Below are 23,099 nucleotides of genomic sequence, written 5' to 3' on the forward strand. Positions count from 1 at the left end.
CGAGTGCAATGGTTAACACTCGGGAACCGCGGCCTGTGGAAAACAGATGCCTAAGGAATGCAAAAGTTCGCGAAACTGCCGCAGAAGAGTACGCTGTATTGGCCGAATAAATTTGATACGAGAAAGGAACGTGTAGCAGCACCGTGACGGACAACCCTACTCCCCAAAGACCAGGTACCCTCCAGCTGCTGACCACCTTCCACTCCTCCGCCCCGCGGTGGCCCGGCGCGCTGCGCGCCGCCTTGGCCATCCTCCTGCCAGGCTGCGTGGCCCTGCTGCTGGGCTATACCAACGCTATCCTGCTCATCGCCACCGGCGCCTTCGCCGTCATCTACGGCGAGGGCCACCCCTACCGCACGCGCGCCCGCGTCATCGCGGTGGCCGGCACACTGCTGGTCATCGGATCTGCCACCGGCACCCTGGTGGGCACGCTGGTCTTCGCCCCCGGCCACAGCCACTGGTGGCTCATTCTCTCGGCGCTGTTTACGGTGCTGCTGGCCACCACGGCCGCGTTCGTCCAAAACGCTCTGCGCCTGCCGCCGCCGGGCGGCTTCTTCATCGTGATGGTCTCGGGTGGCTCCACCATGCTCGCCCGTAGCGGCACCCACGTCGGCGAGGTCATCCTGTGGGCCTGCGTCGGCGCGGGTACCGCGTGGATCCTCGGCATGGCCCCGTCGCTGCTGGATAAGCACGGGCCGGAGCGGCGCGTGGTCGACACCCTGGAGCGCGCCGCCGAGGACTACGCCAACGCCAACAAGGACCACCTAGCCCGCCACCACCAGGCGCAAACGGCGCTGTCGAATGCGTGGCAGTCGTTGGCGGATGCGGGCATCGTAAGCGGTGGTCGCATTATCAACCAGTCGCAGTCCGAGCTGGTGCGGCGCACGCTGGCGGCGCAGCGCAGCATCGTCAGGCATAACCTGCGCGACGACTTCGGCGCCGCCGAGGCCCTGCTCACCGACACCCCGAACGACATCGACCCGAGCCGCACCGTCATCCCGCACAGCCGCCCGACGGTGAACTACCGCCTGTACCGCTCCGCAGTGCGCAACGGCCACGCCTTCATCACCGCCGAGCGCGTCTTCTTCGCCGGCCTGATTACCGCGCTGCTGGGCGTGGCGCTGGGCCTGGGCCGCCCGGACTGGGGCGCTATCTCGGTCCTGCTGATTCTGCAATGGGGCCCGGACCGGGTGCCGGGCACGGTGCGCGCCATCCACCGCGCGGCCGGCTCGGTGCTGGGCGTGTGCCTGTTCGCCACCTTCCACTACTTCGGCGTGTGGGGCTGGTCGCTGCTGCTTGCGCTGGCGGCCTGCCAGTTCTTCGCGGAGATTTTCGTGGTGAAAAACTACGCCTTCTGCGTGATCTTCTCGACGCCGCTGGCGCTTTTGATGGGCAACTCGCAGGCGCCGGAGCTGGCGCCCGTCGTCGGCGCGCGCCTGGCGGAGATTTCCCTGTCCATCCTGTTCGCGCTGTTGGCGCTGTGGCTGTACCGGCCGGCATCGGCGGCGCTGAACCACTACCGGCTGCAGATCCGCTGCTACGAGTCGATGGGCGCGCTACTGGGTGCCCTGCTGACCGAAACGCCGCAGCAATCCCTGAGCCAGCGCCGCGACCTGCAGTACGAGCTGCTGTCCGAGCGCCGATCCATCCAGTCGGTGGGCGCCAACCAGCCGGATCGCCTCGGCGAGTTCAGCGCCCAACACGAGGCGATCCAGCACGCCGGCTACCAACTACTGGACTTTTGTAACTTGGCGCCAGATAGCCAGCCCAGCGCCGCGGATATCCGCCAGTTGGCGGACAAGGTGAGAATGGCCAGTCCGCAGGCCCGCTAGCGCGGCTGCAGCAGCAGCGAAGCATCGAGGAGATGCTCCTGGACCACCGGGGCGAAAAGCTCTTCCAGTTCGGCCACAACGGATTCTGGGAACTGCATGGTGGGTTGATACCTCGCTGACACAAAGTTAAAGGGGATCGCTTAGACCTGCGATGCCCCTTCATCCTAACTCACACCCGTGTGATTAGCCTCCCTTAACGACGGTGACCTGCCAGCCGGCATCGCCGGCGCGGTGGAAGTCGGTGATGCGGTGGCCGGCATCGGCCACCCAGGCCGGGATAGAGTCGGTGGCCTGGGTGCAGTCGAAGTCGATGACCAGGGCCTCGCCGGTCTCCAGCTCGTCCATGACCTGCTTGGCCTCCATCAGCGGGAAGGGGCAGACGGCGCCCAGGGTATCCAGCGCGTAGCGGCCCTGCCCCAGCGGGCGGGCCTTCTGGGTGGACGTACTCACCTGGGGCTTGAGCGCGACGGCGCCGGTGGCATCAGGAAAGGGCTGGTGGGTGGTGGCTGGGGCGTCGCGAAGCACGGCGTCTTCGGCCGAGGCCGGGGACTGGTTAACGCGGTGGGGCTTGAGCCACAACTTGGCGCCGACGGCCACGCCCAGGGCCATGAACAGCAGAGCGACCCAGCCCTTGAAGCTGAACAAGGAGGTCTCCACCATGCCGTTGCCGACCGTGCAGCCGCCGGCCAAGGACGCGCCCACGCCCATCATGATGCCGCCGGCCACGGCGCGGTAGGCGGTCTGCGCGTCTGGGACGCGCACGCGGAACTCGCCGGTGGCCTTGGCCGCGAGGAAGGCGCCGATGAACAGGCCGACCACCAGCAGCGTGCCCCAGTTGAGGTACTGCCCGTCGCCGGTGGTGGTATACCGCATGACGTCGGCGGTCGGGGTGGTAATGCCCAGGCCGCTGTTGCGCCCGGTGGCCGCGGACAGGGGGAAGGCCACGGTGGCGATGAGACCTACCAGGATGGCGGCGGTGTTCAGCGACAGCGGGCGGGCCCACCAGGCCTGCCCCAGGTCGTAGGACGGGCAGCCGGCGTCCTTGCGGCGGTAGTGGCGCCACAGCCCGAAGGTCACGGCCCAGACCGCAGCAACCAGCAGCCAGGGCGTGATCCCCAGCGCGCCGTGGATGGTGGTCAGCGGCATCTCCCACTGCTTGAACCAGCCGTCGACCTCGGCCAGCGGGCCGGATTTCATCGCCGCGGCGGACAGGCCGTAGAGCAGCAGCGCGATCCAAGAGCCGACCAGGCCCTCGGCGGAGCGGTACCACGTGCCGGAGGCACAGCCGCCGGACAGGATGATACCCAGGCCGAAGATGAAGCCGCCCACAATGATGGCCACCGGGGTGAAGTTGGCAACCTCAGGCTGGATGACGCCCAGCCTGGTCAGCAGGGTCAGACCGAAGGCGTGCACGGAGATAAGTATCATCAGCGCGGTAAACCCGCGCCAGGTCTTGTTCATGAAAATATCGCGCAGCATGCCGGTCACGCAGAAGCGTCCGCGCTGCAGCACGGCGCCGAACACGCCGCCCACCAGAAGTCCGGAAATCAACATGGCGCCTACCCTATCCGTCAATAGACGGGATTGTCTAGTGTGCATAGACTAAGTAGTTGCAGCGGGCTTCCCGAGTTGTGGCTTATGCCAATATCCTGAATGATTGATCCTCGTGTCGAAACCTGAACCTGAATCCTCGTCCTCCTCGTCCACCCCTGCTACCCTGTCTAGCTCTTCCGCTTCCTCCAGCGAGCCGCAGCCGCGCAGCACCGGGCCGACCGGCAGCACTGGGCCCGCGGTGGGCCTCTACCCTCACAACATGCACCCGGGCCTGGTCCCGGGTATCGGCGTGGAAGACCAGCGCAACACCTTCGGTCTGGACAAGGTCATTTTCGGTGTGACGGCGGTACTCGTAGTCGGCTTCATTGCCTGGGGCGTGATGTTGCCGGACCAGGTGGCGCAGACGGCATCGGCGGCCTTTGGCTGGGCCATTACCAACGCGGGCTGGCTGCTGAACATCACCATGATTCTGGCCATCGTGGTGATGGCGTACGTGGGGCTATCGAAGCTGGGCCGCATCAAGCTGGGCACCGACGACGAGCAGCCGGAGTTCGGTTTCTTCTCGTGGGTGGCGATGATGTTCGGCGCAGGCATTGGCGTCGGTTTGTTCTTCTACGGCCCCTCTGAGCCGCTGAGCTACTATCTGACCCCGCCGCCGCACACCGTGGACGAAGGCGGCACGGTCGAGGCCCTCCACCAGGCGGTCGCGCAGTCCCACTTCCACTGGGGCATTTCCCCGTGGGCGATGTACTCGCTGGTCGGCGCGGCGATCGCCTATTCGTCCTACCGCCGCGGGCGCGTGCCGCTGATTTCCTCCATCTTCAAGCCGCTGTTTGGTTCCAAGGACACCGACGGCCCGCTGGGCAAGGTCATCGACATCATGGCGCTCATCGCCACGCTGTTCGGCACCGCCGCCACCCTGGGCGTTTCCGCCGTGCAGATCGGCCAGGGCGTGGAGATCATCTCCGGCGCCGGGCCGCTGCCCAACCGCATCTTGCTTATCATCATCGCCGTACTCGGCGTGGGTTTTGTTGTTTCGGCGGTCTCCGGGGTCTCCCGCGGCATCCGCTACCTGTCCAACCTGAACATCACGCTGACGCTGGCGCTGGTGGCCTTCGTCTTCATCACCGGCCCGACGTTGCTACTGCTCAACCTGCTGCCGTCCGGCATGGTCACCTACCTGGACGAGCTGCTGCCAATGATGTCGAAGTCGCTGTCCTGGGGTGACGAGACGGTCGAGTTCCAGTCCTACTGGACCGCCTTCTACTGGGCCTGGTGGATCGCCTGGGCGCCGTTCGTCGGTATGTTCGTCGCGCGCATCTCCCGCGGACGCACCCTGCGCCAGTACGCGGCGGTGACCATCCTAGCCCCGACCATCATCCTCATCCTGGCCTTTACCATCTTCGGCGGGACGTCCATCACCTTCCACGACGCCGGCATCCCGGGCTTCGACGCCGACGCCTCCGGCGAGGCCGTCCTGTTCAACATGTTCAGCAACCTGCCGCTGGGCACCATCACCCCGTTGGTCCTGTTAGGCGTGCTGGCCATCTTCTTTATCACCTCGGCGGACTCGGCCTCGGTCATCATGGGCACCATGGCCTCAAAGGGCAACCCCTCCCCGAACAAGGCCCTGGTGGTCTTCTGGGGCCTGTGCATGATGGGCATCGCCGTGGTCATGCTTCTGACCGGCGGCGAGGAGGTCCTGTCCGGCCTGCAGAACCTGACCATCCTGTCGGCGCTGCCCTTCTGCGTGGTGCTGCTGGTGATGATGGTCGCCTTCATCGTGGATCTGCGCAGCGACCCGATGTTCATCCGCCGCCAGTACGCGCGCACGGCGGTGGAAAACGCGGTGATCCGCGGCATCGAGGAGCACGGCGACGACTTCGAGCTCTCCGTCGAGCACGCCGCCGACGGTCGCGGCGCCGGCTCCGACTTCGACTCCGCGGCCGGCCGCTACACCCGCTGGTACCAGCGCACCGACGAAGCCGGCGACGCCGTCGATTACGACTTTTCCACCGACACCTGGTCCGACGGCTACGACCCGAAGCACGATTCCACGCACCCGGACTACATCGGCGAGAAGGCCGAACAGGCGGAACAAACCCGCGCAGAGGCCCCGGAAAGCCAGCAGGACCAAAAGGGTCCGAAGAAATAGAAGGACTAGCACCCCAGTGGCCAAGCTTACAGCCATATCTCCCTCGTTCCGGGGACGGCACCGCTAGACTGTTGGCGTATGGGCCTTCCTGCAGACGTCGTCCTCGACGGATTCACACTCATTGACCAGCACCGCGTCGACCACGAGTTCTTGCTGAACGGTTCGCCGTTTTCCATCCAGACCCCGCTATGGTTCGCCGCCACGATGGCCGGCATCGTCTTGGTGGCCGTCGGCCTTTTGTGCTGGGTCTTCCGCCGCGGCAGCCGCGCCGGCCTCGCCGCCACCCTGGTTGCCGGGGCGGTGCTGGCCACGGCGAAGCTGTGGTGGCTGGCGGCCTCTCTGGTCCAGCAGTTCGACGACGGCCAGGTCTTCGGCTACGCCCTGCGCTACTACCCCACCTACTGGGGCGCGGCCGGGTGGGCGCCGGTGGTGGTGGCAGCCATCGGCATCGTCGCCGCCCTCATTGTCTTGGTCGTGGGCCCACGGGGCGGGCGCCGCAGCCGCCCTGCTTAAGCCTCCCTACAGGCCCGCATCCAGCACCGTGATGACGATGTGGATGCGGCTGCGCGCCGGCAGCTTGCGCAGGATGTGCTGGACGTGGGTTTTGACCGTGGTGATGGAGACGAACTCGGCCGCGGCGATCTCAGCGTTGCTGAGCCCCTCGGCCACTAGGCGGGCGATTTCTAGCTCGCGCTCGGAGAGGTTGGCTAGCTTCGCACGCGCGGCGGCCTGCTTGGGGGTGGCCTTCGGCTCGACATCGAGCAGCGATCCCACCACCGTAGGCGAGAGGATCTGCTGACCCTCGTGGGCGGCGCGCACCGCGGCGGTCAGGGCCTTCGGCGGGGTGTTTTTGAGCAGGAAGCCCACGGCCCCGGCGCGCAGGGCGGCGGCGATGAACTCGTCGGTGTCGAAGGCGGTGAGCATGATGACCGGCACGGCCGGGTCGATTTTTTCCACCGCGGCGATGCCGTCGAGCACCGGCATGCGGATATCCATGAGCACCACATCGGGCTGCAGGTTGGCAACGACTGCCACCCCGTCGCGGCCGTTGCTGGCCTCACCGACCACCCGGATCTTCGGATCGGATTCCACCACCAGCTGGACGCCGTCGCGCACCAGCTCCTCGTCGTCGACGATGACGACCCTAATCATTGCGCCTCCTTTAGCGGCAGAGTGATGCGCACGCAAAACTCGTGGCCTTGGTCGATGGCCAGGTTACCGCCCACCAGCTTGAGCCGCTGGCGCATACCTTCCAGCCCGCTGCCGGTGCCTCTCCCCGTCACCCCCGCCAGGAGCGGGTTACTGACGTGGCAGGTGTAGGTGCCGGCAGTGGCATCGATGGCCTCTACCACGGTGACCGGCTGGCCGGGCGCGTGCTTGCGAGCGTTGGTCAGGCATTCTTGCAACGCGCGGGACAAGGCCTGGGCGCTGGCGGTGGACAAGTGCGGGGTGGCGCCGTCACTGGTGAAGGTGATGGCGTCGCCGGCCGCTTGGGCGTTGCTTATGATCTCGCGCACGCCGGGTCCGGGGGCTTGCCGCGAGGTGATGGACCGCAGCACCTCCCGCAGGTCATCGACGGCGTGGGCGGCCTCGGCGCGGATGGTTTCGGCGGAGCGGCGCTGCTGGTCGGGGCTCAAGTCCTCGCGCTCGGCCAAGGCTCCGGCGTAGAGGGAAATCAGGCTGATCCGGTGCGAAAGGCTGTCGTGGAGGTCGCGGGCCAGGCTTTCGCGCTCGGCGGTGGCGGCGGCTGCCACCCGGGCGCGTTGGTCCCTCTTGCTGGCCGCCCGTCCCATGCCGACGAGCAGCATGGGGACAAGGACTAGCGCGAACGTGGCCAGGTAATACCAGTCGTCCAGGGGCGGGGCGCCGCTGGGGTTAAAGGCCCAGTCCACCAGGAAGCCGGCTACCATCGCGATCACCCCGACCACGGACCACCGCGTGGAACCACGCCCGACCAAGGAGATAAACGCCACCACAGAGGAGACGGCGCCAAAATAGGAAAAGCTGCACAGGATCACCAGCACGCTGCAGACCAGTGCTGACCGGGGGCCAGGGTAGGCGGAGTCTTCCTCCGGCTCGTGGCGCAGGCCGATAAACAGCAGCGGCCACCCCACTGCGCCGACAAGCACCATGAAAGCAACGTAGGCGCCAAACTCCGGAGTATCGGCGGCGGGCGAATCCTCCAGGTCGATGCCCACCAGCACCAGCCCTTCGGCCACGTCGCACACAGCGCACAGCACGACGATGCCAATCCGGCGCACGGTCTTCGGTCCCACAGTCATAGGCTCAGTATAGGCGGCTACCGAGGCCACGAAATCCTCCCTGGGAAGGAAACCACCCGGGCCGAAACCTGCCATCCTGGAAGGCATGGACGAATTAACGGAGATTTCATTTCACCGTGTGCTGCCGGGCTCCTGGTGGCGCCCGCTACTAGAAGCCGTGGTCTTTATCTTTTTCGCCGTGGTCTTCTTCTTTGGCTTCGCCCTGGTCGCAGGGTTCAGCTTGGGCGACGAGGTCATCGACACCATCGACGACATGTCCCGCCCCGGCCCCTTCGCCGTCGGCTTGGGGCTTATCATCGTGCTTGGCGCCGCCGCCTGGGTCGCGGCAAGCATCTGCCGGCGCAGCCGTAGCGTGCCCGCGGCCCGGCGCGGGGCCCGCGGGCTGTGGTCGGTTTACGGCCGGGTTCGTTGGGGGCTGGCCGCTCGAGCCGTGCTGCCGGCCGCGGTCGCCTGGGTGGTAGCCTACCTCCCGGTCACGGCCGCAGAGTGCAATCCCCCGCGGTGGGACTCCACCGCGGCCATGTTGCTGGCACTCACGGTGACTCTAGTTCCCCTGCAAGCACTCAGCGAGGAACTCGTCTTCCGCGCACTCCTCCCCCAGTGGCTGGGGCGCTGGTTCCGCTCGCCGTGGCTCGCATACCTGCCCGGCTTCGGGCTGTTTATCGCCGGGCATACCTACGATGCCAAGGGGCTGGTCGCCATCGCGATCTTCGCCGCGGCCGCGACTGTGCTGACGTGGTACACCGGTGGCATCGAGGCCGCCACCGTGGTCCACGCCGTGGGCAATGTGTTCGCTTTTGGCTCCGCGGCCGTGGGCCTTACGGACCCCAACGCCGTGGAGGTGAGCTGGGCATCCGTTGCTGCAGAGGTCGTCTTCTCCGTGGGCGCGACCGCCTGGATTCTCTACCTGGTGCGCCGCCGCCCGCAGCTGGTGTCCGCTAACCCTGCTGGGCTGCCTGGCGGGCCGCATGAATGGTCGGCGACGGTAGTAACTCCTCAGCCACCAGCCGCTCAAAGGCCACCCCGGCCAGTGCGGCGGCCTGGTCACCCAGAATAGAGTCGTCGAAGCGGGCCAGCGGCGAGTGGTTCCACTCGCGCTTGGCCTGCGGGGTCTCCGGGTTCGCGGTGCCCAGCCAGACGAACGTGCCGGGCACCTGTTGGAGGACAAAGCCGAAGTCCTCGCTGGCCATCATGGGCGAACGCATCGGCACCACCCGGTCCGATCCGAACTGGCGGGACCACACGCCCGCGGCGAAAGCATTCTCGCGCGGGTTGGTCTTGGTGGTCGGATAGAGGATTTCGAAGTCGATGTCCACCGCGCAGCGGTGCGCCGCCGCCACGTTCGAGGCCACCTCGGTGATGACTTGGCGGACGCGATCGATGGCGGCATCATCAAGCACACGGACCGTGGCGGAAAACCCACACTTGTCCGGGATGGCATTGATGGCACCGTCGCCGGCCCACAGGTTGGTCACAGTGATGACCACTGGGTTCATGGCGTCGAAGCGGCGGGTGACGGCGGTCTGCAGGGCGACTTGGATTTCGGCCATGGCGGCGACCGGGTCTATGGCATCATGCGGACGGGATCCGTGCCCACCCTTGCCGTGGACGGTCAGTCGCAGGTTAGACGAAGAGGCCATCAGCGGGCCCGGCACGTGGTAGAAGTTGCCGTAGTCCTGCGGGCCGACGTGGATGCCGTAGGCGGCCACCGGGCGGCGGCCGGCGGAATCCAGCACGCCCTCCTCGATCATGGGACGGGCCCCACCCGGGCCCTCCTCGCCGGGCTGGAACATGAAGATGACGTCGCCGGGGATCTCCTCGCGGTGCTGGCTCAGCAGCTTCGCCGCGCCGACGAGCGCGGAGGTGTGCAGGTCATGGCCGCAGGCGTGCATGTAGCCGTTGGTGGCCGCGAACGGCGAGCCGGTGCGCTCGGCAACCTCGAGGGCGTCCATGTCCGCACGCAGCAGGACGGAGACCGGATGTTCGCCACGCTTGCCACCGCGCAGGACTGCCACCACGGAGGTCACCGAAACCCCCGTGGTGATTTCCAGCGGCAGGCCAGATAACTCCTCGAGCACCTTAGCCTGGGTATAGGGCGTGTGGTTGCCGATCTCCGGGTTCTGGTGCAGGTCGCGGCGTAGCACCTGCAGGTGCTCGAGCAGCTGCGCTCCGTCCTCGCACAGGACCTCTCCCGCCGGGCGCGAATCCAGGGTCGCCTGCGTGACGGGAAGTGGGGGCAGCTGCTGGCCCTGCCGGGGCACGGACTGCTCCGGGGAGGGCTGCCGGTAGGGGCCGGTGCGGTAGGCGGTTCGCGGGTCCTTTTGGTGCGGGGACTGAGGCACCGTCATCGTGACTTCTCACTCCTTGTTACTGGCGTTTAGCAACCGAGCGTACCAAGTTTTTCCTACCCACCCCTTTTATCTCACTTGTATACACACTAATCTATCTTTTATGAGACGCACTTCACTTTTTACCATCGCCCCGCTCTTCTTCATCGCTGCCTGCTCCACAGGCGAATCCACCCAAGACACCCCCACCCCCGAAGCCGGAAGCACCGTCACGCAGGAATCCAGCGCGGCGAACGAGTCCGACCAAACTACCCCCAAGTCCAGCTCGAAGGCCAAAGACTCGAAGCGCTCGACGGCTGGCGATGCCGACTCCTCCACCGAGAACACCGCCGCTTCTGCCGGCGGCTCCCAGGAACCCGTCGCCGATAGCAACCAGGGAGCCGGCGCTGGTGCTGGCGCGAGCAACCGCGCCGTCGACTACGTCGCCTCCGACTACCTCGATCTGGTCATGCACAACCCCGCCCCCGGCCAGACCGCCACCGTGGCCGGCACCTATTACGAGGTCTGCGTGCTGGGCGACGGCTTCGGATTGCACACTGTCCTGGCCGGCGAGAACACCAGCTGCGGGTTCGGTAGCGCCGTCCTCGACGCCCAGACCGCCGGACACAACCCCACCGGCGAGAACATCCGGGACTTCTACCAGCCGGAAATCTCCGTGACCAGCCCGACGACGGGCCAGACCTACAACATGCAGTGCAGCGTGCTAGGTGATAAGTCCATGGAGTGCACCGGCGGGAACAACGCGCGCGTGGTGCTGTACTAGTCGGAGTCCGTCGACAGCGCGGCGACGAAGGCTTCCTGCGGCACGGAGACCGAGCCGATGGACTTCATGCGCTTCTTACCGGCCTTCTGCTTCTCCAACAGCTTGCGCTTACGCGAGATGTCGCCGCCGTAGCACTTGGCGAGCACGTCCTTGCGCATGGCGCGGATATTTTCACGACTGATAATCTTCGATCCGATGGCAGCCTGCACGGGCACCTCGAACTGCTGGCGCGGGATGAGCTCTTTGAGCTTCTTGGTCATCTTGTTGCCGTAGTGCTGGGCGTGGTCGCGGTGCACGATGGCCGAGAACGCGTCCACGGGATCGCCCTGCAGCAGGATGTCCACCTTGACTAGGTCAGCCAGCTGCTCGCCGGCCTCCTCGTAGTTGAGGGAGGCATAGCCCTTGGTGCGGGACTTGAGCATGTCGAAGAAGTCGAAGATGATTTCGCCCAGCGGCATGGTGTAGCGCAGCTCGACGCGGTCCTCGGACAGGTAATCCATCCCGCCCATCTGGCCGCGTTTGGACTGGCACAACTCCATGGTGGGGCCGACGAATTCCTCCGGCACGATGACCGTCATCTTCACGATGGGCTCGTAGACCTCGCCGACCTTGCCGCCCGGCCAGTCGGAGGGGTTATGCACGATCTGTTCTTCCCCGTCCTCCTTGACCACCCGGTAGGTCACCGACGGCGCGGTGGAGATGAGATCCAGATCGAATTCGCGCTGCAGGCGGTCGCGGGTAATCTCCATGTGGAGCAGGCCCAAGAAACCGCAGCGGAAGCCAAAACCCAGCGCCACGGAGGTCTCGGGCTCGAAGGTGAGGGAGGCATCGTTGAGCTGCAGCTTGTCCAGCGCGTCGCGCAGGTCGGGAAAGTCCGCCTGGGAGATGGGGAACAGACCGGAATAGACCATCGGCTTCGGGTCCTCGTAGCCGCGCAGCGGGTTGTCCGCGCCGTTCTTGGCCCAGGTGACGGTGTCGCCCACCTTGGTCTCGCGCACGTCCTTCACGCCGGTGATCAGGTAGCCAACCTCGCCGGGGCCCAGCCCCTTGCAGGAGGTGGGCGTGGGCGAGACGATGCCGATATCCAGGATCTCGTGCTCCACGCCCGTGTTCATCATGAGCACCTTCTGGCGCGGCTTCAGGGCCCCGTCCATCATGCGGATATAGGTGACCACGCCGCGGTAGGTGTCGTAGACGGAGTCGAAAATCAGCGCGCGGGCCGGGGCGTCCGAGCCGCCCTCCGAGGTCGGGGCTGGCACCAGGTCGACCAGGCGGTCGAGCAGCTCCACGACGCCCTCGCCGGTCTTGCCGGACACGCGCAGAACCTCCTCCGGCTCGCAGCCGATGATGTTGGCCAGCTCGAGCGCATACTTGTCCGGATCGGCCGCCGGCAGGTCGATCTTATTGAGCACCGGGATGATTTCCAGGTCGTTTTCCATGGCCAGGTAGAGGTTGGCCAGGGTCTGGGCCTCGATGCCCTGGGCGGCATCGACAAGCAGAATAGCGCCCTCACAGGCCTCGAGCGCGCGGGAGACCTCGTAGGAAAAGTCGACGTGGCCCGGGGTGTCGATCATCTGCAGGACCATCTGGGTGCCGGCCAGCTCGCCCGACTGCGGGACCCACGGCAGGCGCACGTTCTGGGCCTTGATGGTGATGCCGCGCTCGCGCTCGATGTCCATGTTGTCGAGGTACTGGTCGCGCATGTCGCGCTCCTCTACCACCTTGGACAGCTGGAGAATGCGGTCGGCCAGGGTCGACTTCCCGTGGTCGATATGAGCAATGATGCAAAAGTTCCGGATCTTGGACGGATCCGTGAACGTAGTGGCCGCAAAATTCTCAGACAACGATGTCCCTTAATCTCCTCGAGTAAATAGATAGTCCGTCCCAGCTTACCCAAGACACGGGCGCTACCGGCAAGTAGGATAGACACATGGTTAACCCCGAGTCTGCTCGCACCTCTTCGCCCTCCTGGGGCCGGAAAGTCCTGCACGCGCTGGGCGTGGGCGACAAGGAACCCATCGACAAGGGCTTAAGCCACATCAACCAGAGCCTGGGCCTGCACGGACACCGCACGAGCTGGGAGCCGCGCAAACCCGCCAGCATCCGGGTGGAGGCCACCCAGGACCGAGCACGGTCCATCTTCTTCGCCCCGGACATGGACGGCCAGGCCGACTCCGGAGAGGTCGTCTGGGTCTGGGCCCCCACCGGCGGCCCGCAGTCCCCGCCCACCGAGCGCGCGGTCCTCGTGGTCGGCCGCACCCGCACCACGGTGCTGGGCCTGCTCATCTCCCCCAACCCGGAGCACGCCGAGGACGACTGCTGGCTGGAGATAGGCTCCGGCGAATGGGACGAGTCCGGCCGGCAGTGCTGGATCCGCCTGGACCGCCTGCTGGAAATCAGCGAGGAGCAAGTCCGCCGCCAAGGCATCCTGTTCCCGCAGCGCCGCTTCGAGCGGATCGCCAACCGTCTGCGCGCCGTCTATCACTGGGCCTAGCAAGAAGTCGCGTTTTGGCCGGGCAGGCGCCCGGCTGCTAAGATAGCCGGGTTACTTGGACTCCGGGCGCGTCGGCCGGGCGGGCAGGACCTTGGGTTCGCCTTGTACGCCGGCGCCGCGGCCACCAGCGGTGGCTTGGAGCCATGTCCGGAGAGTGCCCCAAGTTTCGTTGTCAATCAGATCGATTACTTAAGAGGTATTTTCAGCTATGGCTAACATCAAGTCCAAGCAGAAGCGCGTCATCACCAACGAGAAGGCTCGCCGTCGCAACAAGGGCATCCGCTCCGCGGTCCGCACCGAGATCCGCAAGTTCCGCGAGGCTGTCGCCTCCGGTGACAAGGCTGCCGCTGAGAAGCAGCTGCGCGTTGCTTCCCGCTCCCTGGACAAGTCCGTGTCCAAGGGCGTGTTCCACCGCAACACCGCTGCTAACAAGAAGTCCGGCATGGCTAACGCCTTCAACAAGATGGCCTAAGCCCACCCCGGCTTCATAAATACTGACCGCCGGCCCGCACACTAAGGAGGATTCCTCCCCGCGGGCCGGCGGCCTTTATTTTTGCCCCGCCAGGCGAACGCCTGTTCCCCGCAAGGCGGGCCGCGCGGTCGGCGGGTCGGCCGGGGCGCTAAAATATTGCCACGATGAACAACCTGAAGCCTTTGATGAAATGGGTAGGCGGCAAACGCCAGCTCCTACCAGCCATTCGGTCCGCCCTCCCCGCGGCCGGGTTTCAGCGCTACTACGAGCCTTTCCTGGGCGGCGGCGCGGTACTGCTCGCGCTCGCCCCGGGAAAGGCCACGGTCAACGACTTAAATACCGAGCTCATCAACGTCTACCGGGTCGCCCGCGACCACGTGGACGAGCTCATCGGCCTGCTGGCGGGCTACCCGAACACCCCGGAGTTCTTCTACGAGCTGCGCGCCCTAGACCGCGACCCGGAGGGCTTCGCTGCGCTTAGCGCCGTCGAGCGCGCCGCCCGCACGGTCTACCTGAACCGCACCTGCTACAACGGCCTGTACCGGGTCAACTCCGCCGGCCAGTTCAACGCGCCCTTCGGCCGCTACAAGAACCCGACCATCTGCGACGAGCCCACCCTGCGGGCGGTGGGCGCCTACCTGCGCGACAACGACGTCGAATTGCTCAACGGCGACTACGCGGTGTTGTTGGAGGCCGCCCAGGCCGGCGACTTCGTCTACCTTGATCCGCCCTACGATCCGGTTAACGTCACCAGCTCCTTTACCGGCTACGCCGCCGGCGGCTTCGACCGCAGCCAGCAGGAACGTCTCAAGCAGGCCTGCGACGAGCTGAACGCGCGCGGGGTCAATTTCCTTCTGTCGAACTCCGCCACGGATTTCATCCGGGACCTGTATGCGGACTACCCCACCGAGATCGTCGGCGCCACCCGGGCCATCAACTCCGTGGCCTCCCGGCGCGGGAAGGTCGATGAGGTCCTAGTCCGCAACTACACCGACACCGCAGGAGGAGCCACCGCATGAGCCGGGCCACCGACGCCGAGGCCGCCGAAATAGCTGAGCTGCGCGACCGTTTCGACATCGGCAAGGACACGAAACTCGGCGTCAACGACATCGGCTGGCTGCGTGTCTTCGCCACCGAGGAATTCGCCGGGCCGCTTGCGCGCGACGGCTTCGCCCGCATTACTGCCTCCCGCCTGAAGGAGATCAGCCGGCGCGAGCCCCGGCTGATGGCCAAGCACGACTACTCCAGCTCGCGGCCGTGGCCACTCCGCGAATACGGCCTGTCCGTGGTGCCATTGTCGCGCGATACCTACCTGGTCGGCGAGTTCGGCCTCTACCAGCAATTCGAGCGCGGGCCGCAGCCCACCCGGCGCCTGCCGGTGCCGGCCGACATCGAGTCCCTGGACTTTTCCCAGATCACCTCCGAGTCGCTGGCCCTGGCCGCGGCGGATCTTAGCGGCATCCTGGAAGACTTCATCGGCAGCGCTCCCCTGCGCTCGACGGTCTCCGGGCGCATGTCCACCCACCAGATCCCGATGCGGCTGGACGGTCGGGACTTCACCGTGGACCGCGCGCAGATGGAGATCGACGGCGGCTACGAGTCCGCGGACTGCCTGGTGCTTATCGAGGCGAAGAACCACCTGCCCGAGGACTTTAACATCCGCCAGCTGTATTTCCCCTACCGGCGCTTCCGGCAGGTGGTCTCCAAGCCGGTGCTGCCGGTCTACCTGTTGTATTCGAACGGCGTTTTCCACCTGTTCCTCTACGCCTTCGGCGACGAGAACGACCCGCACAGCATCCGGCAGATGCGCTCGGCCCGCTACTGCCTGGGCAGCACCCAGCTGACGGCCGCTTCGCTCCTCGACACCATCGAGCGCACCCGCGTGGAACCGGAGCCAGCCGCAGCGCCCTTTCCGCAGGCGGATTCGTTTGCGCGCGTGGTCAACCTATGCGAGCTTCTCGCCGCCAGCGAGGAGCCGCTGACCAAGGACTATATCCACACCGCCTACGGCTTTACCGCCCGGCAGGCGGACTACTACGCGAATGCGGCGGCCTACCTCGGCCTGGTCCGCATCAGCCAGCGAGGAGTGACCCTGACCGAGCTGGGCGAGCAGGTCATGGCGCTCGATGACCTGGACGCGCGCAACTTCGCCATCGTGGAGCGCCTGGCCGTCCGCGAGGTCTTCCGCACGGCAGCCCAGCGCGCGCTGGCCGGGGAAAAGATAGGCCGCGACGAGGCCGAGGAGATCATGCGCGGCGCAGACTTGGGCCTGGGCGAGTCCACCCTCAAGCGGCGCGCGGCCACCGTCGCTGCCTGGACCGAGTGGGTCCGGGACCTGGCCCACGCCGCCCAGGCCGAGCCCCCGGCCGGGCAGCCGGGGCTATGGGAAGAGGATCTCCCGCAGGCCGCTGACCACCAGCAGGACGCCGGCCACCAGGAAGAAGGCGCCGGCGGCGATGTCGATCCAGGGGCCGGCCGCCAGTAGCTTCCGCCGGACCGCGTTGGTGGAAATCACACAGCTGAGCGCGACGAAGAGGAGGAAGCTGGACAGCGACAGCGACAGCACCAGCGCGGCTGAGAGCCCCAGCGGCGGGTGCGCTGGCAGCAGCGGGGCGATCATCGCGGCCAAAAAGAGCACGATCTTCGGGTTGGACAGGTTGGTCGCCAGCCCCAGCCGGAAGGCCTGGCGCATGCGGCCGAGCCGCTGCACGGCGTCATCCAGGCTCTGCGCCGGGTTGCGGCGCTCCTGGAGCCCAGCGCGCATGGTCTTCCAGCCCATCCACACCAGGAAGGCGCCGCCGATGGCTTGGACGAAGCCCAAAACGAACGGGAAGGTGCTCAGCAGCGCGGCCGCGCCGAAGACGGTCAGCGTGCACCACATCAGCACGCCGACCTGGGTGCCCGCGGCCGCGGCGATGGCGTGGCGGCGGGACTTCGTGGCGTACCGGGTCACCAGGATGACGTCCGGGCCGGGGCTGGCGGCCCCGACCAGGTTCATCACGATGATCGCGAGAAACGATGACCAGCTCACGATAGGCGCTCGACCAGGTCGTTGCGCTCAAACATGCGCGCGGTATCCAGGGCGCTGGGGGTGCCGGCCTGCGGATCGGCGCCGGCGGCCAGGAGGGCGTCGATAACTGCGTCTTCCTTCTTAAAAATGGCGCCGGCCAACGGCGACTGGCCCCGATCGTTGAGGAGGTCCACGTTTGCGCCCTCCTCCGCCAGGGCGGCGACCAGCTCGGCGTGGCCGTGGTAGGCGGCGAGCATGACGAAGGATTGCCCCTCGTGGTTGACCAGGTCGATATTCACGCCCTGGTGGATGTAGTCCAGCAGCGTCTTATCGCCCTGGCGAGCCATATCGAAGAGGCGGTTAACAAGGTCTTGCAGTTCCGGTCCAGGTGCAGTCATGCACTCAAGCCTAATCTTTGACCCCGGCCGACCGGCCTTAGGTCCGGCGTTTTATCCGGCCAGCTCCGCGATCCGGCGCACCGCCGACTCCACGGCGAAGTCCGGGTCTTTGCCGGACTGGCCCTTGACATCGTAGTCGAGCTCGTCGATGAGGATCACGGCTTCCGTGACCGCCCGGCCGGACCAGCGGCGGGCTACCGGTTGGGTCAGCTTGACCACGTACGGGTTCAGGCCGGTCTGCTTGGCTAGGGAATACTGGTCGCCGCGGGCGGAGTACAGCCGCGCGATGGCGCTGACCTTGTTGGCCAGGGCGCTGGCGATGGCCACCGGGCTTGCGCCCAGCTGCAGCGCGCGGCGGCAGGTGGCCACCGCGGTGTTGGTCTTGCCCGCGACCGCGGCGTCCGCGATATCCCAGTTGGCCACCTCGGCCACGCCGGAATAGTATTCCTGGACCGCCTGCATGGTGACGTTGCCGCCGGTGTCCGCGACCAGCTGGCTGACCGCCGAGGCTAGCTCGCGCAGATCCGAGCCCACTCCCTGGAGCACCGCGTTGACCACGTCCGGGGTCGGCTGCACGTTGTGGCGGGAGAATTCCTTAGTCACCCAGCGGCCCAACTCGTTCGGGTAGAGGGAAAAGGCGTCGTGGCGCTCCCCCAGCTTTGCAAACGCCGTGACCAGCTCGGGCTGCTTCTTCTTGTTTTTCAGTGTCTTGGCCGTGACGCTGTAGATCGCCACCAGGGTCATACCCGGGGCCAGCTGCTTGGCGCAGTTAATCAGCAGGCCGGTTAGCTCCTTGCCGACTTTCTCGGCGTCGGTGACCACGATGAACCGGTTGTCGCCGAAGAGGGACGGGCTGGTGGCCTCGGCCAGTTCGCTTTCGGTGACCTCACTGGCCCGCAGGGTGGTCATCTCCGGGGTCTGGCCGGTATCCGCCGCGATCTGCTTGGTGATGGTGCGGCGGGCGCGTTCAGTGAGGAATTCGTCGTCGCCGACGATGAGGTGGACCGGTGAAGCTGGCATGCCCTTCATCTTAGAACCTCCCGTCCACCGCGTGCTGGGTGCCGTCCGCATAGACCCGCACGGGCCCGTCACGGGCCGGGTAGAGCACCGGGATATGGTCCTGCGTTCGGGTGGACCGGTCCGCCGCGGCGCCCTCGCCGGACAAGACCACGATCACCTGCGTGCCGGGCGGGACCGGATCGATGTCGTCGTCCGTGTCCACCACGTGCGCGCGCAGGCCGGTCAGGTCGACCTCCGGGGCGCTGGTGTGCAAGCGCGCTCCGCCCCGGGCCTGAATCCAGGCGGGCGCATACCCCAGAGAACCCGCAAGCCCCAGCACCCCTGCGAGGCTCAGCACCAGCGTGACCGTCAGCCGCGGCCGGTGGAAGAGGAAACCGGCCACGACCCACCCGTAAACCAGCGTGACCGCCACCGGGCCCACAGCCACCACCGCCAGGGGCAGGTCCCGCACCGCGTGTGCCACGGAGTTGATCCACCACGTGCACGGCTCCACCACCTTGAGCAGCACACCCGCCAGCGGCGCCCCGATCCCCGGGATGTTGACCGCGATGGCGGCCAGCAGCCCCACCACAGTCACCGGCGCGGTGGCCGGGGCGACGGCCACGTTCGCCACGATGGAGACCACCGAGACCTCCCCGGCCATCAGCGCCACGATCGGGATGGTCACGATGTCGGCCGCCACCGCCACCGCGAAGGCCCGGGTCAGCAGGTCCGGCAGGCCGAGCGGGGCCAGCCAGCGGTAGAAGACCGGCTGCAGCGCCACAATCCCCGCCGTCGCCGCCACGGATAGGGCGAAGCCGTAGTTGACCGCCAACTCCGTGTCCCACCACAGCAGCCCGATGATCGCTAGGCACAGGCCGTGGACAGGTTCCATGCGCGACGAGTTCACCACCGCCAACAGCCCCACCATGCCGGTCACGGCCGCACGCAGCACGGAAGGCTCCGCACCCACCAAGGTCACGAAGACTGCCAGCGCCCCGACCGCGCTCAGCACCTGTCCTAACGGCGACGCCCGCGCCCAGCGCGCCACGAGCGCGGCCGCGGCAGTGACCACCACGACGTTTGCCCCGGAGACCGCCGAGAGGTGGCTCAGGCCGGTCTCAATATACAGGGTGCGCTCGGCCGCGTCCTGCAGCCCCACGTCCCCCAGGACCATCCCGGGTAGCAGGCCCTGGCTGGCCGGCCCCACGGTATCCAGCACCACGGCCTGGAATTTCTCGGTCACCCCGGCGGCCCAACCCGCCCAGCCCTGCGGGGCGGCGACGGTAGTAACCTCCCCGGTGACCACGACGTCGACCACCCCGGGGCGGTTCGACTCACTCACCGTGCCGTCTACGGCCACCCGCGTGCCCGCCGGCGGCGTGGCAAAGCCGGCACCCTCGGGAAGCGACTCACTAAAGACCGGCACCGCCCCCGGCACGCCCTCGACGTCCAGGCGCAGCAGCCACCCGCCGCTGTCCAGGGCCACCGGGGCCGATTGCAGCTCGCCTTCTAGCCGCCCGGTGGGCGCGAACGCCGCGGCGCGGGCCTGCCGCACCAGCGCGACCACCATCGCCACACCGCCGGTCGCCGCCACCACCAGCGCCTGACCGATGTGCCGGCGCAGCGCCGCAGCCACGACCACCGCTCCCACCACACCCAGGCCTACCAGCGGCCAGCCCAGCACTACGGCCAGGGTGGCTGCCCAGACGCTGGCGGCCGCGGGCACCAGGCGCAGCTCCCTCACACGGTCACCTGCCCTTCCAGCTGCGCGAACTTCGCCGGCCCGATCCCGCTGACCTCCAGCAGCTGGTCCACCGCGCTGAACCCGCCGATGCTGTCGCGGTAGTCCACGATGGCCGCGGCGGTGACCTCCCCCACCCCGCTGAGGGACTGCAGCTCGCTGGCGCTGGCGGTGTTGATATTCACCGCCCCGCCGGCGGCCCCCGAGGAGCCGCCGCCACCGTCGCCGGTGCCATCCCCGCTCTGGAGGCCGCCGGGCTCCACGGGGGTCTCGCCGGGGCCGACCACGTGGATCTGCTGGGCGTCCTGGAGTACCTGCGCGTGATTGACCTGCGCCAGGTCTGCCTCCGGGAGCGGGCCGGCGGCGGCGAGCGCATCCGCTACCCGCGCGCCCGGCTCCAGCGTGACCAACCCGGGCCGGGCGACCTTGCCGACCACGGAGACCACCACCGGGCCCGTAGTCGGCGCGGCGTGCTCAGTTGCGGCAGCACCCGCCCCGCCGGCCTCAGCCGGATGGCCACTTAGCGCCAGGTTGGATTCTTCTATCTCGGGTCCTCCCTCCTGCCAGGCCAGGTGCGCCTCCTCGGCCGGGTCGTCCCGCAAGGCGGTGCAGCCCACCCACACCACCAGGCCAAGGATGAGCAAGACGCCCAAAACGGCGGCGGGGGCGACGGGAATGCGGAACCGGGGAGCCGGGAAGGACACGTCCATCAGCTCCTCGGTCCCGGTGGGCCGGGTCAGTTCCTTTAGTCTATCGCTCAAATGCGGTGCGCTCATGCCGCCGAGACTAAAGTGCCACCGACGGAAAGGGAAGGGATTTTCCCTGCACACCGGCCACAAACCGGAATTTAACCCTAACCCATAATGGAGTTTTTATTGGTTACTCGCAATGGTCCCATCGAGGCACGAAAAATTTCGTCCTCGTTGGCTACATTGCTGTCTAGCGGCTATTGCTCGCGCTGATGGCGGGCGGCGAAGGTGCCCAAAGGGTTCTTCGGCTTCGGGGCCGAGACCGGGGTTTCGGTGGCAAAGACCGCAGAGACCCCGATGGCGCCGGAACCGACGTGCACGGATAGCACCCCGCCCAGCGGGAGCAGCATGAAGGACGAGCCCTCCGGTAAGGCCCCATCCAGCAGATCCTGGAGGCGCTCAGCGGCCTCCTCGTCGCCGTTGTGCTGAATGGCCACGAAGGCGGGCTCGCCCCCGGCGCGCTCGACGGCCAGCTCCACCAGCTTGGTAAAGGCCTTGGTCTGCGTGCGGGTCTTGCCCACTAGGTCCACCTTGCCGTGGACGAGCTCCATGATGGGCTTGGTGGCCAGCAGCGCGGTCGAGAGCATGGCGGTGGCGGTGGACATGCGCCCGGAGCGGCGCAGATCGTCTGTGCTGGACAGGTAGACCCAGGTATTGGAGCGCGCCAGCGTGTCCTCGGCCGCGGCCCGGCACTCCGCCAGGTCCGCGCCGTCTTGGGCCAGCCGCGCGGCCGCCATGACCGCCGCGCCCATGCTCATGCCGGTGGAGCCGGAGTCAATGACCGCCAGGGCATCGGCAGCAAAGGCACCGGAGGCCGTCACGGCGGAAGAATACGTCGAGGACAGTTCCTTCGACAGGTGGATAGCCAACACGGCTTCCTCCCCGCCGGCGGCGGCCGCGCGCTCCATCTGGCGGCCGTAGAAAGCCGCGAGCTCAATCGCACTGACCCCGGAGGTGGACTGCTCGGTGCCGTCCTTGCCCTCGCCGTCCATGACGTGGAGCTCGATAACACCAATGCCCAGCTCCGCCACGATCTCCTCCGGCAGCCCGGCCGAGGAATCCGTAACTACGCGTACCGCCACTAGATATCAGCCCCGCCGTCGCCGGCGACGCGCCCTCCCATGTTCCAGCCGTCGAAGTACCACGTGGCCTTGGCCGGCTGGGCGGGATCAAAGTGCACGGGGGCGAGCGGACGTGCGGCGTCGAAGACCGGGCGGGCGGTCAACTGCGCCCAGTGAGTGTTCTGCAGCCCGGACAGCGTGCCGTACTGGCGGTGCTCCAGGCCGAGCAGGTGGCAGGTCAGCGCCGCGATGGCCCCGCCGTGGGCCACCACCAGCAGCGCCTGACCGTTCCAGTCCTGGAACGACTCCATGAGCTCGTCGATGACCGGGCGGGCGCGCTCGGCCACCTGCACGCGGGATTCACCCTCCGGCGGGGCCCAGGTGGCGTCGTGGCGCCAGAGGGCGCGGGCGCCGGGGAACTGCTCGTCCACCTCGGCGGAGCTCATCCCCTGCCAGTTGCCCAGGTTGGTCTCCCGCAGGCGCGAATCGGTCTGGTAGTCCAGCCCCAAGGCCTCGCCGACCACGCGGGCGGTCTCCGCCGCGCGGCGCAGGTCCGAGGCGACGATCTTGGCCACTCCCTCACCGCGCAGCAACTCGCCGGCCGCCCGGGCTTGGGCATAGCCGATTTCGGACAGGTCCGTATCCAGGTGCCCCTGCATGCGGCCCGTGGCGTTATAGGTGGTCTGTCCGTGGCGTATGAGGATCAGGCGGCGGCTCATGATGGTGCGGCTACCTAAATCTCTTCGTCTTCGCCCGGGGCCTTGTCGGCCAGCGGGAGGTCGGCGACGGATTCCGCCTCGCGCGGGTTGACCTCGTCGGCCCACTGGCCGGGGCACTGCGGAGCCTCGACGCCGGGGATCTCCACCAGCGGGCAGTCGTGGTAGAGGCGGTCGAGGCCGTAGTGGTCCCGCTCGCCCTCGCGCTGGACGTGGACGACCACATTGCCGTAGTCCAGCAGCACCCAGCGGTTTTCCCGGTTGCCTTCGCGGCGCTTCGGCTCACAGCCGGCCGCGGTCATCTCGTCTTCGATCTCGTCGACGATGGAGCGCACCTGGCGCTCGTTATCGGCGGAGGCGATCACGAAGACCTCGGTGACCGCCAGCACGTCGGAGACGTCGATAGCGGCGATGTTGCCGCCCAACTTCTCCTGGGCAGCGCGCGCGGCTACCTCGGCCATGCTCCGGGCTACGTCAGTAATAGACAATGCGGGAAATCCTTCAACAAATTCTGCAGGCGTT

The 23,099-nt window shown here is 67.2% G+C and carries 22 protein-coding genes; 9 read left to right on the forward strand and 13 right to left on the reverse strand.

Annotated features, from left to right (window positions below; all coding sequences use genetic code 11):
- The first annotated feature begins 143 nt into the window (after positions 1-143).
- Entirely contained in the window at positions 144-1,832 is a 1,689-nt protein-coding gene (locus HMPREF3067_RS07075) for an FUSC family protein (protein ID WP_070769030.1), read from the forward strand.
- A gap of 183 nt (positions 1,833-2,015) precedes the next feature.
- Here the strand turns inward: HMPREF3067_RS07075 and HMPREF3067_RS07080 are convergent, their stop codons facing one another.
- Positions 2,016-3,386 carry a YeeE/YedE thiosulfate transporter family protein gene (locus HMPREF3067_RS07080; RefSeq protein ID WP_070769031.1) on the reverse strand — a complete coding sequence of 457 codons (1,371 nt, stop codon included), beginning with the start codon at positions 3,384-3,386 and terminating at the stop codon, positions 2,016-2,018.
- Between the two features lie 259 nt (positions 3,387-3,645).
- On the opposite strand from HMPREF3067_RS07080, the gene HMPREF3067_RS07085 reads away from it, so the two are divergent.
- Both HMPREF3067_RS07085 and HMPREF3067_RS07090 read left to right on the forward strand, forming a co-directional pair.
- Positions 3,646-5,541, forward strand: coding sequence for a BCCT family transporter (locus tag HMPREF3067_RS07085; RefSeq protein ID WP_083319201.1), 1,896 nt, complete (start codon positions 3,646-3,648; stop codon positions 5,539-5,541).
- A 78-nt stretch (positions 5,542-5,619) separates the two neighbouring features.
- Entirely contained in the window at positions 5,620-6,054 is a 435-nt protein-coding gene (locus tag HMPREF3067_RS07090; protein WP_070769032.1) for a hypothetical protein, read from the forward strand.
- Positions 6,055-6,060: 6 nt separating this feature from the next.
- Here the strand turns inward: HMPREF3067_RS07090 and HMPREF3067_RS07095 are convergent, their stop codons facing one another.
- Both HMPREF3067_RS07095 and HMPREF3067_RS07100 read right to left on the reverse strand, forming a co-directional pair.
- Positions 6,061-6,693, reverse strand: a complete 633-nt coding sequence (locus HMPREF3067_RS07095) for a response regulator (protein WP_070769033.1) — start codon at positions 6,691-6,693, stop codon at positions 6,061-6,063.
- Positions 6,690-7,823, reverse strand: coding sequence for a sensor histidine kinase (locus HMPREF3067_RS07100; protein WP_070769034.1), 1,134 nt, complete (start codon positions 7,821-7,823; stop codon positions 6,690-6,692). Before HMPREF3067_RS07100 ends, HMPREF3067_RS07095 begins: the two co-directional genes overlap by 4 nt.
- Positions 7,824-7,908: 85 nt before the next feature.
- Here HMPREF3067_RS07100 and HMPREF3067_RS11050 point away from each other — a divergent pair, with 85 nt between their 5' ends.
- The gene (locus tag HMPREF3067_RS11050; RefSeq protein ID WP_083319194.1) at positions 7,909-8,880 is read left to right on the forward strand and encodes a CPBP family intramembrane glutamic endopeptidase; all 972 of its coding nucleotides are present in this window, start codon (positions 7,909-7,911) and stop codon (positions 8,878-8,880) included.
- Here the strand turns inward: HMPREF3067_RS11050 and HMPREF3067_RS07105 are convergent.
- Positions 8,762-10,171: a M20 metallopeptidase family protein gene (locus HMPREF3067_RS07105; protein WP_083319195.1), complete on the reverse strand. Its 1,410-nt coding sequence runs from the start codon at positions 10,169-10,171 to the stop codon at positions 8,762-8,764. The genes HMPREF3067_RS11050 and HMPREF3067_RS07105 overlap by 119 nt on opposite strands.
- Before the next feature lie 103 nt (positions 10,172-10,274).
- Here HMPREF3067_RS07105 and HMPREF3067_RS07110 point away from each other — a divergent pair, with 103 nt between their 5' ends.
- Complete coding sequence (locus HMPREF3067_RS07110; RefSeq protein ID WP_070769035.1) at positions 10,275-10,934, forward strand: hypothetical protein; 660 nt, start codon at positions 10,275-10,277, stop codon at positions 10,932-10,934.
- On the opposite strand, the gene lepA is transcribed toward HMPREF3067_RS07110, so the two are convergent.
- Positions 10,931-12,778 (reverse strand): translation elongation factor 4, encoded by a 1,848-nt coding sequence (lepA, locus tag HMPREF3067_RS07115; RefSeq protein WP_070769036.1) that lies wholly within the window; start codon positions 12,776-12,778, stop codon positions 10,931-10,933. The genes HMPREF3067_RS07110 and lepA overlap by 4 nt on opposite strands.
- A gap of 86 nt (positions 12,779-12,864) precedes the next feature.
- On the opposite strand from lepA, the gene HMPREF3067_RS07120 reads away from it, so the two are divergent.
- The 4 genes from HMPREF3067_RS07120 to HMPREF3067_RS07135 all read left to right on the forward strand — a co-directional run bounded on the left by HMPREF3067_RS07120 (position 12,865) and on the right by HMPREF3067_RS07135 (position 16,385).
- Positions 12,865-13,428 carry a type II toxin-antitoxin system PemK/MazF family toxin gene (locus HMPREF3067_RS07120; RefSeq protein ID WP_070769037.1) on the forward strand — a complete coding sequence of 188 codons (564 nt, stop codon included), beginning with the start codon at positions 12,865-12,867 and terminating at the stop codon, positions 13,426-13,428.
- Between the two features lie 208 nt (positions 13,429-13,636).
- Positions 13,637-13,900: a 30S ribosomal protein S20 gene (gene rpsT, locus HMPREF3067_RS07125; protein ID WP_070769038.1), complete on the forward strand. Its 264-nt coding sequence runs from the start codon at positions 13,637-13,639 to the stop codon at positions 13,898-13,900.
- A gap of 164 nt (positions 13,901-14,064) precedes the next feature.
- Positions 14,065-14,919, forward strand: coding sequence for a DNA adenine methylase (locus HMPREF3067_RS07130; protein ID WP_210400095.1), 855 nt, complete (start codon positions 14,065-14,067; stop codon positions 14,917-14,919).
- The gene (locus HMPREF3067_RS07135; RefSeq protein WP_070769039.1) at positions 14,916-16,385 is read left to right on the forward strand and encodes a type II restriction enzyme; all 1,470 of its coding nucleotides are present in this window, start codon (positions 14,916-14,918) and stop codon (positions 16,383-16,385) included. Before HMPREF3067_RS07130 ends, HMPREF3067_RS07135 begins: the two co-directional genes overlap by 4 nt.
- On the opposite strand, the gene HMPREF3067_RS07140 is transcribed toward HMPREF3067_RS07135, so the two are convergent.
- The 8 genes from HMPREF3067_RS07140 to rsfS all read right to left on the reverse strand — a co-directional run bounded on the left by HMPREF3067_RS07140 (position 16,281) and on the right by rsfS (position 23,065).
- Positions 16,281-16,931 (reverse strand): LysE family translocator, encoded by a 651-nt coding sequence (locus HMPREF3067_RS07140; RefSeq protein WP_070769040.1) that lies wholly within the window; start codon positions 16,929-16,931, stop codon positions 16,281-16,283. The genes HMPREF3067_RS07135 and HMPREF3067_RS07140 overlap by 105 nt on opposite strands.
- Positions 16,928-17,308: an ankyrin repeat domain-containing protein gene (locus HMPREF3067_RS07145; protein WP_070769041.1), complete on the reverse strand. Its 381-nt coding sequence runs from the start codon at positions 17,306-17,308 to the stop codon at positions 16,928-16,930. The genes HMPREF3067_RS07140 and HMPREF3067_RS07145 overlap by 4 nt, the downstream gene beginning before the upstream one ends.
- A 51-nt stretch (positions 17,309-17,359) precedes the next feature.
- Positions 17,360-18,337, reverse strand: coding sequence for a DNA polymerase III subunit delta (gene holA, locus HMPREF3067_RS07150; protein WP_070769042.1), 978 nt, complete (start codon positions 18,335-18,337; stop codon positions 17,360-17,362).
- Position 18,338: 1 nt separating this feature from the next.
- Positions 18,339-20,054 (reverse strand): ComEC/Rec2 family competence protein, encoded by a 1,716-nt coding sequence (locus HMPREF3067_RS07155; RefSeq protein ID WP_070769043.1) that lies wholly within the window; start codon positions 20,052-20,054, stop codon positions 18,339-18,341.
- Positions 20,051-20,827, reverse strand: coding sequence for a ComEA family DNA-binding protein (locus tag HMPREF3067_RS07160; RefSeq protein WP_070769044.1), 777 nt, complete (start codon positions 20,825-20,827; stop codon positions 20,051-20,053). The genes HMPREF3067_RS07155 and HMPREF3067_RS07160 overlap by 4 nt, the downstream gene beginning before the upstream one ends.
- A 170-nt stretch (positions 20,828-20,997) precedes the next feature.
- On the reverse strand, positions 20,998-21,882 hold the full coding sequence (locus HMPREF3067_RS07165) for a DegV family protein (RefSeq protein ID WP_070769045.1): 885 nt from the start codon (positions 21,880-21,882) through the stop codon (positions 20,998-21,000).
- Positions 21,882-22,580: a histidine phosphatase family protein gene (locus HMPREF3067_RS07170; RefSeq protein ID WP_070769046.1), complete on the reverse strand. Its 699-nt coding sequence runs from the start codon at positions 22,578-22,580 to the stop codon at positions 21,882-21,884. The genes HMPREF3067_RS07165 and HMPREF3067_RS07170 overlap by 1 nt, the downstream gene beginning before the upstream one ends.
- 14 nt (positions 22,581-22,594) lie before the next feature.
- Positions 22,595-23,065 (reverse strand): ribosome silencing factor, encoded by a 471-nt coding sequence (gene rsfS, locus HMPREF3067_RS07175; protein ID WP_070769047.1) that lies wholly within the window; start codon positions 23,063-23,065, stop codon positions 22,595-22,597.
- Positions 23,066-23,099 lie beyond the last annotated feature (34 nt).

Source organism: Corynebacterium sp. HMSC04H06, from assembly GCF_001815935.1.
GTDB lineage: Bacteria > Actinomycetota > Actinomycetes > Mycobacteriales > Mycobacteriaceae > Corynebacterium.

Excerpts from the sequence above, each read along its gene's own strand:
- HMPREF3067_RS07080 (WP_070769031.1), bottom strand. The coding sequence starts at position 3,386 with ATGTTGATTTCCGGACTTCTGGTGGGCGGCGTGTTCGGCGCCGTGCTG.
- HMPREF3067_RS07085 (WP_083319201.1), top strand. The coding sequence starts at position 3,646 with ATGCACCCGGGCCTGGTCCCGGGTATCGGCGTGGAAGACCAGCGCAAC.
- HMPREF3067_RS07090 (WP_070769032.1), top strand. The coding sequence starts at position 5,620 with ATGGGCCTTCCTGCAGACGTCGTCCTCGACGGATTCACACTCATTGAC.
- HMPREF3067_RS07095 (WP_070769033.1), bottom strand. The coding sequence starts at position 6,693 with ATGATTAGGGTCGTCATCGTCGACGACGAGGAGCTGGTGCGCGACGGC.
- HMPREF3067_RS07100 (WP_070769034.1), bottom strand. The coding sequence starts at position 7,823 with ATGACTGTGGGACCGAAGACCGTGCGCCGGATTGGCATCGTCGTGCTG.
- HMPREF3067_RS11050 (WP_083319194.1), top strand. The coding sequence starts at position 7,909 with ATGGACGAATTAACGGAGATTTCATTTCACCGTGTGCTGCCGGGCTCC.
- HMPREF3067_RS07105 (WP_083319195.1), bottom strand. The coding sequence starts at position 10,171 with ATGACGGTGCCTCAGTCCCCGCACCAAAAGGACCCGCGAACCGCCTAC.
- HMPREF3067_RS07110 (WP_070769035.1), top strand. The coding sequence starts at position 10,275 with ATGAGACGCACTTCACTTTTTACCATCGCCCCGCTCTTCTTCATCGCT.
- HMPREF3067_RS07120 (WP_070769037.1), top strand. The coding sequence starts at position 12,865 with ATGGTTAACCCCGAGTCTGCTCGCACCTCTTCGCCCTCCTGGGGCCGG.
- rpsT (WP_070769038.1), top strand. The coding sequence starts at position 13,637 with ATGGCTAACATCAAGTCCAAGCAGAAGCGCGTCATCACCAACGAGAAG.
- HMPREF3067_RS07130 (WP_210400095.1), top strand. The coding sequence starts at position 14,065 with ATGAACAACCTGAAGCCTTTGATGAAATGGGTAGGCGGCAAACGCCAG.
- HMPREF3067_RS07135 (WP_070769039.1), top strand. The coding sequence starts at position 14,916 with ATGAGCCGGGCCACCGACGCCGAGGCCGCCGAAATAGCTGAGCTGCGC.
- HMPREF3067_RS07145 (WP_070769041.1), bottom strand. The coding sequence starts at position 17,308 with ATGACTGCACCTGGACCGGAACTGCAAGACCTTGTTAACCGCCTCTTC.
- holA (WP_070769042.1), bottom strand. The coding sequence starts at position 18,337 with ATGAAGGGCATGCCAGCTTCACCGGTCCACCTCATCGTCGGCGACGAC.
- HMPREF3067_RS07160 (WP_070769044.1), bottom strand. The coding sequence starts at position 20,827 with ATGAGCGCACCGCATTTGAGCGATAGACTAAAGGAACTGACCCGGCCC.
- HMPREF3067_RS07170 (WP_070769046.1), bottom strand. The coding sequence starts at position 22,580 with ATGAGCCGCCGCCTGATCCTCATACGCCACGGACAGACCACCTATAAC.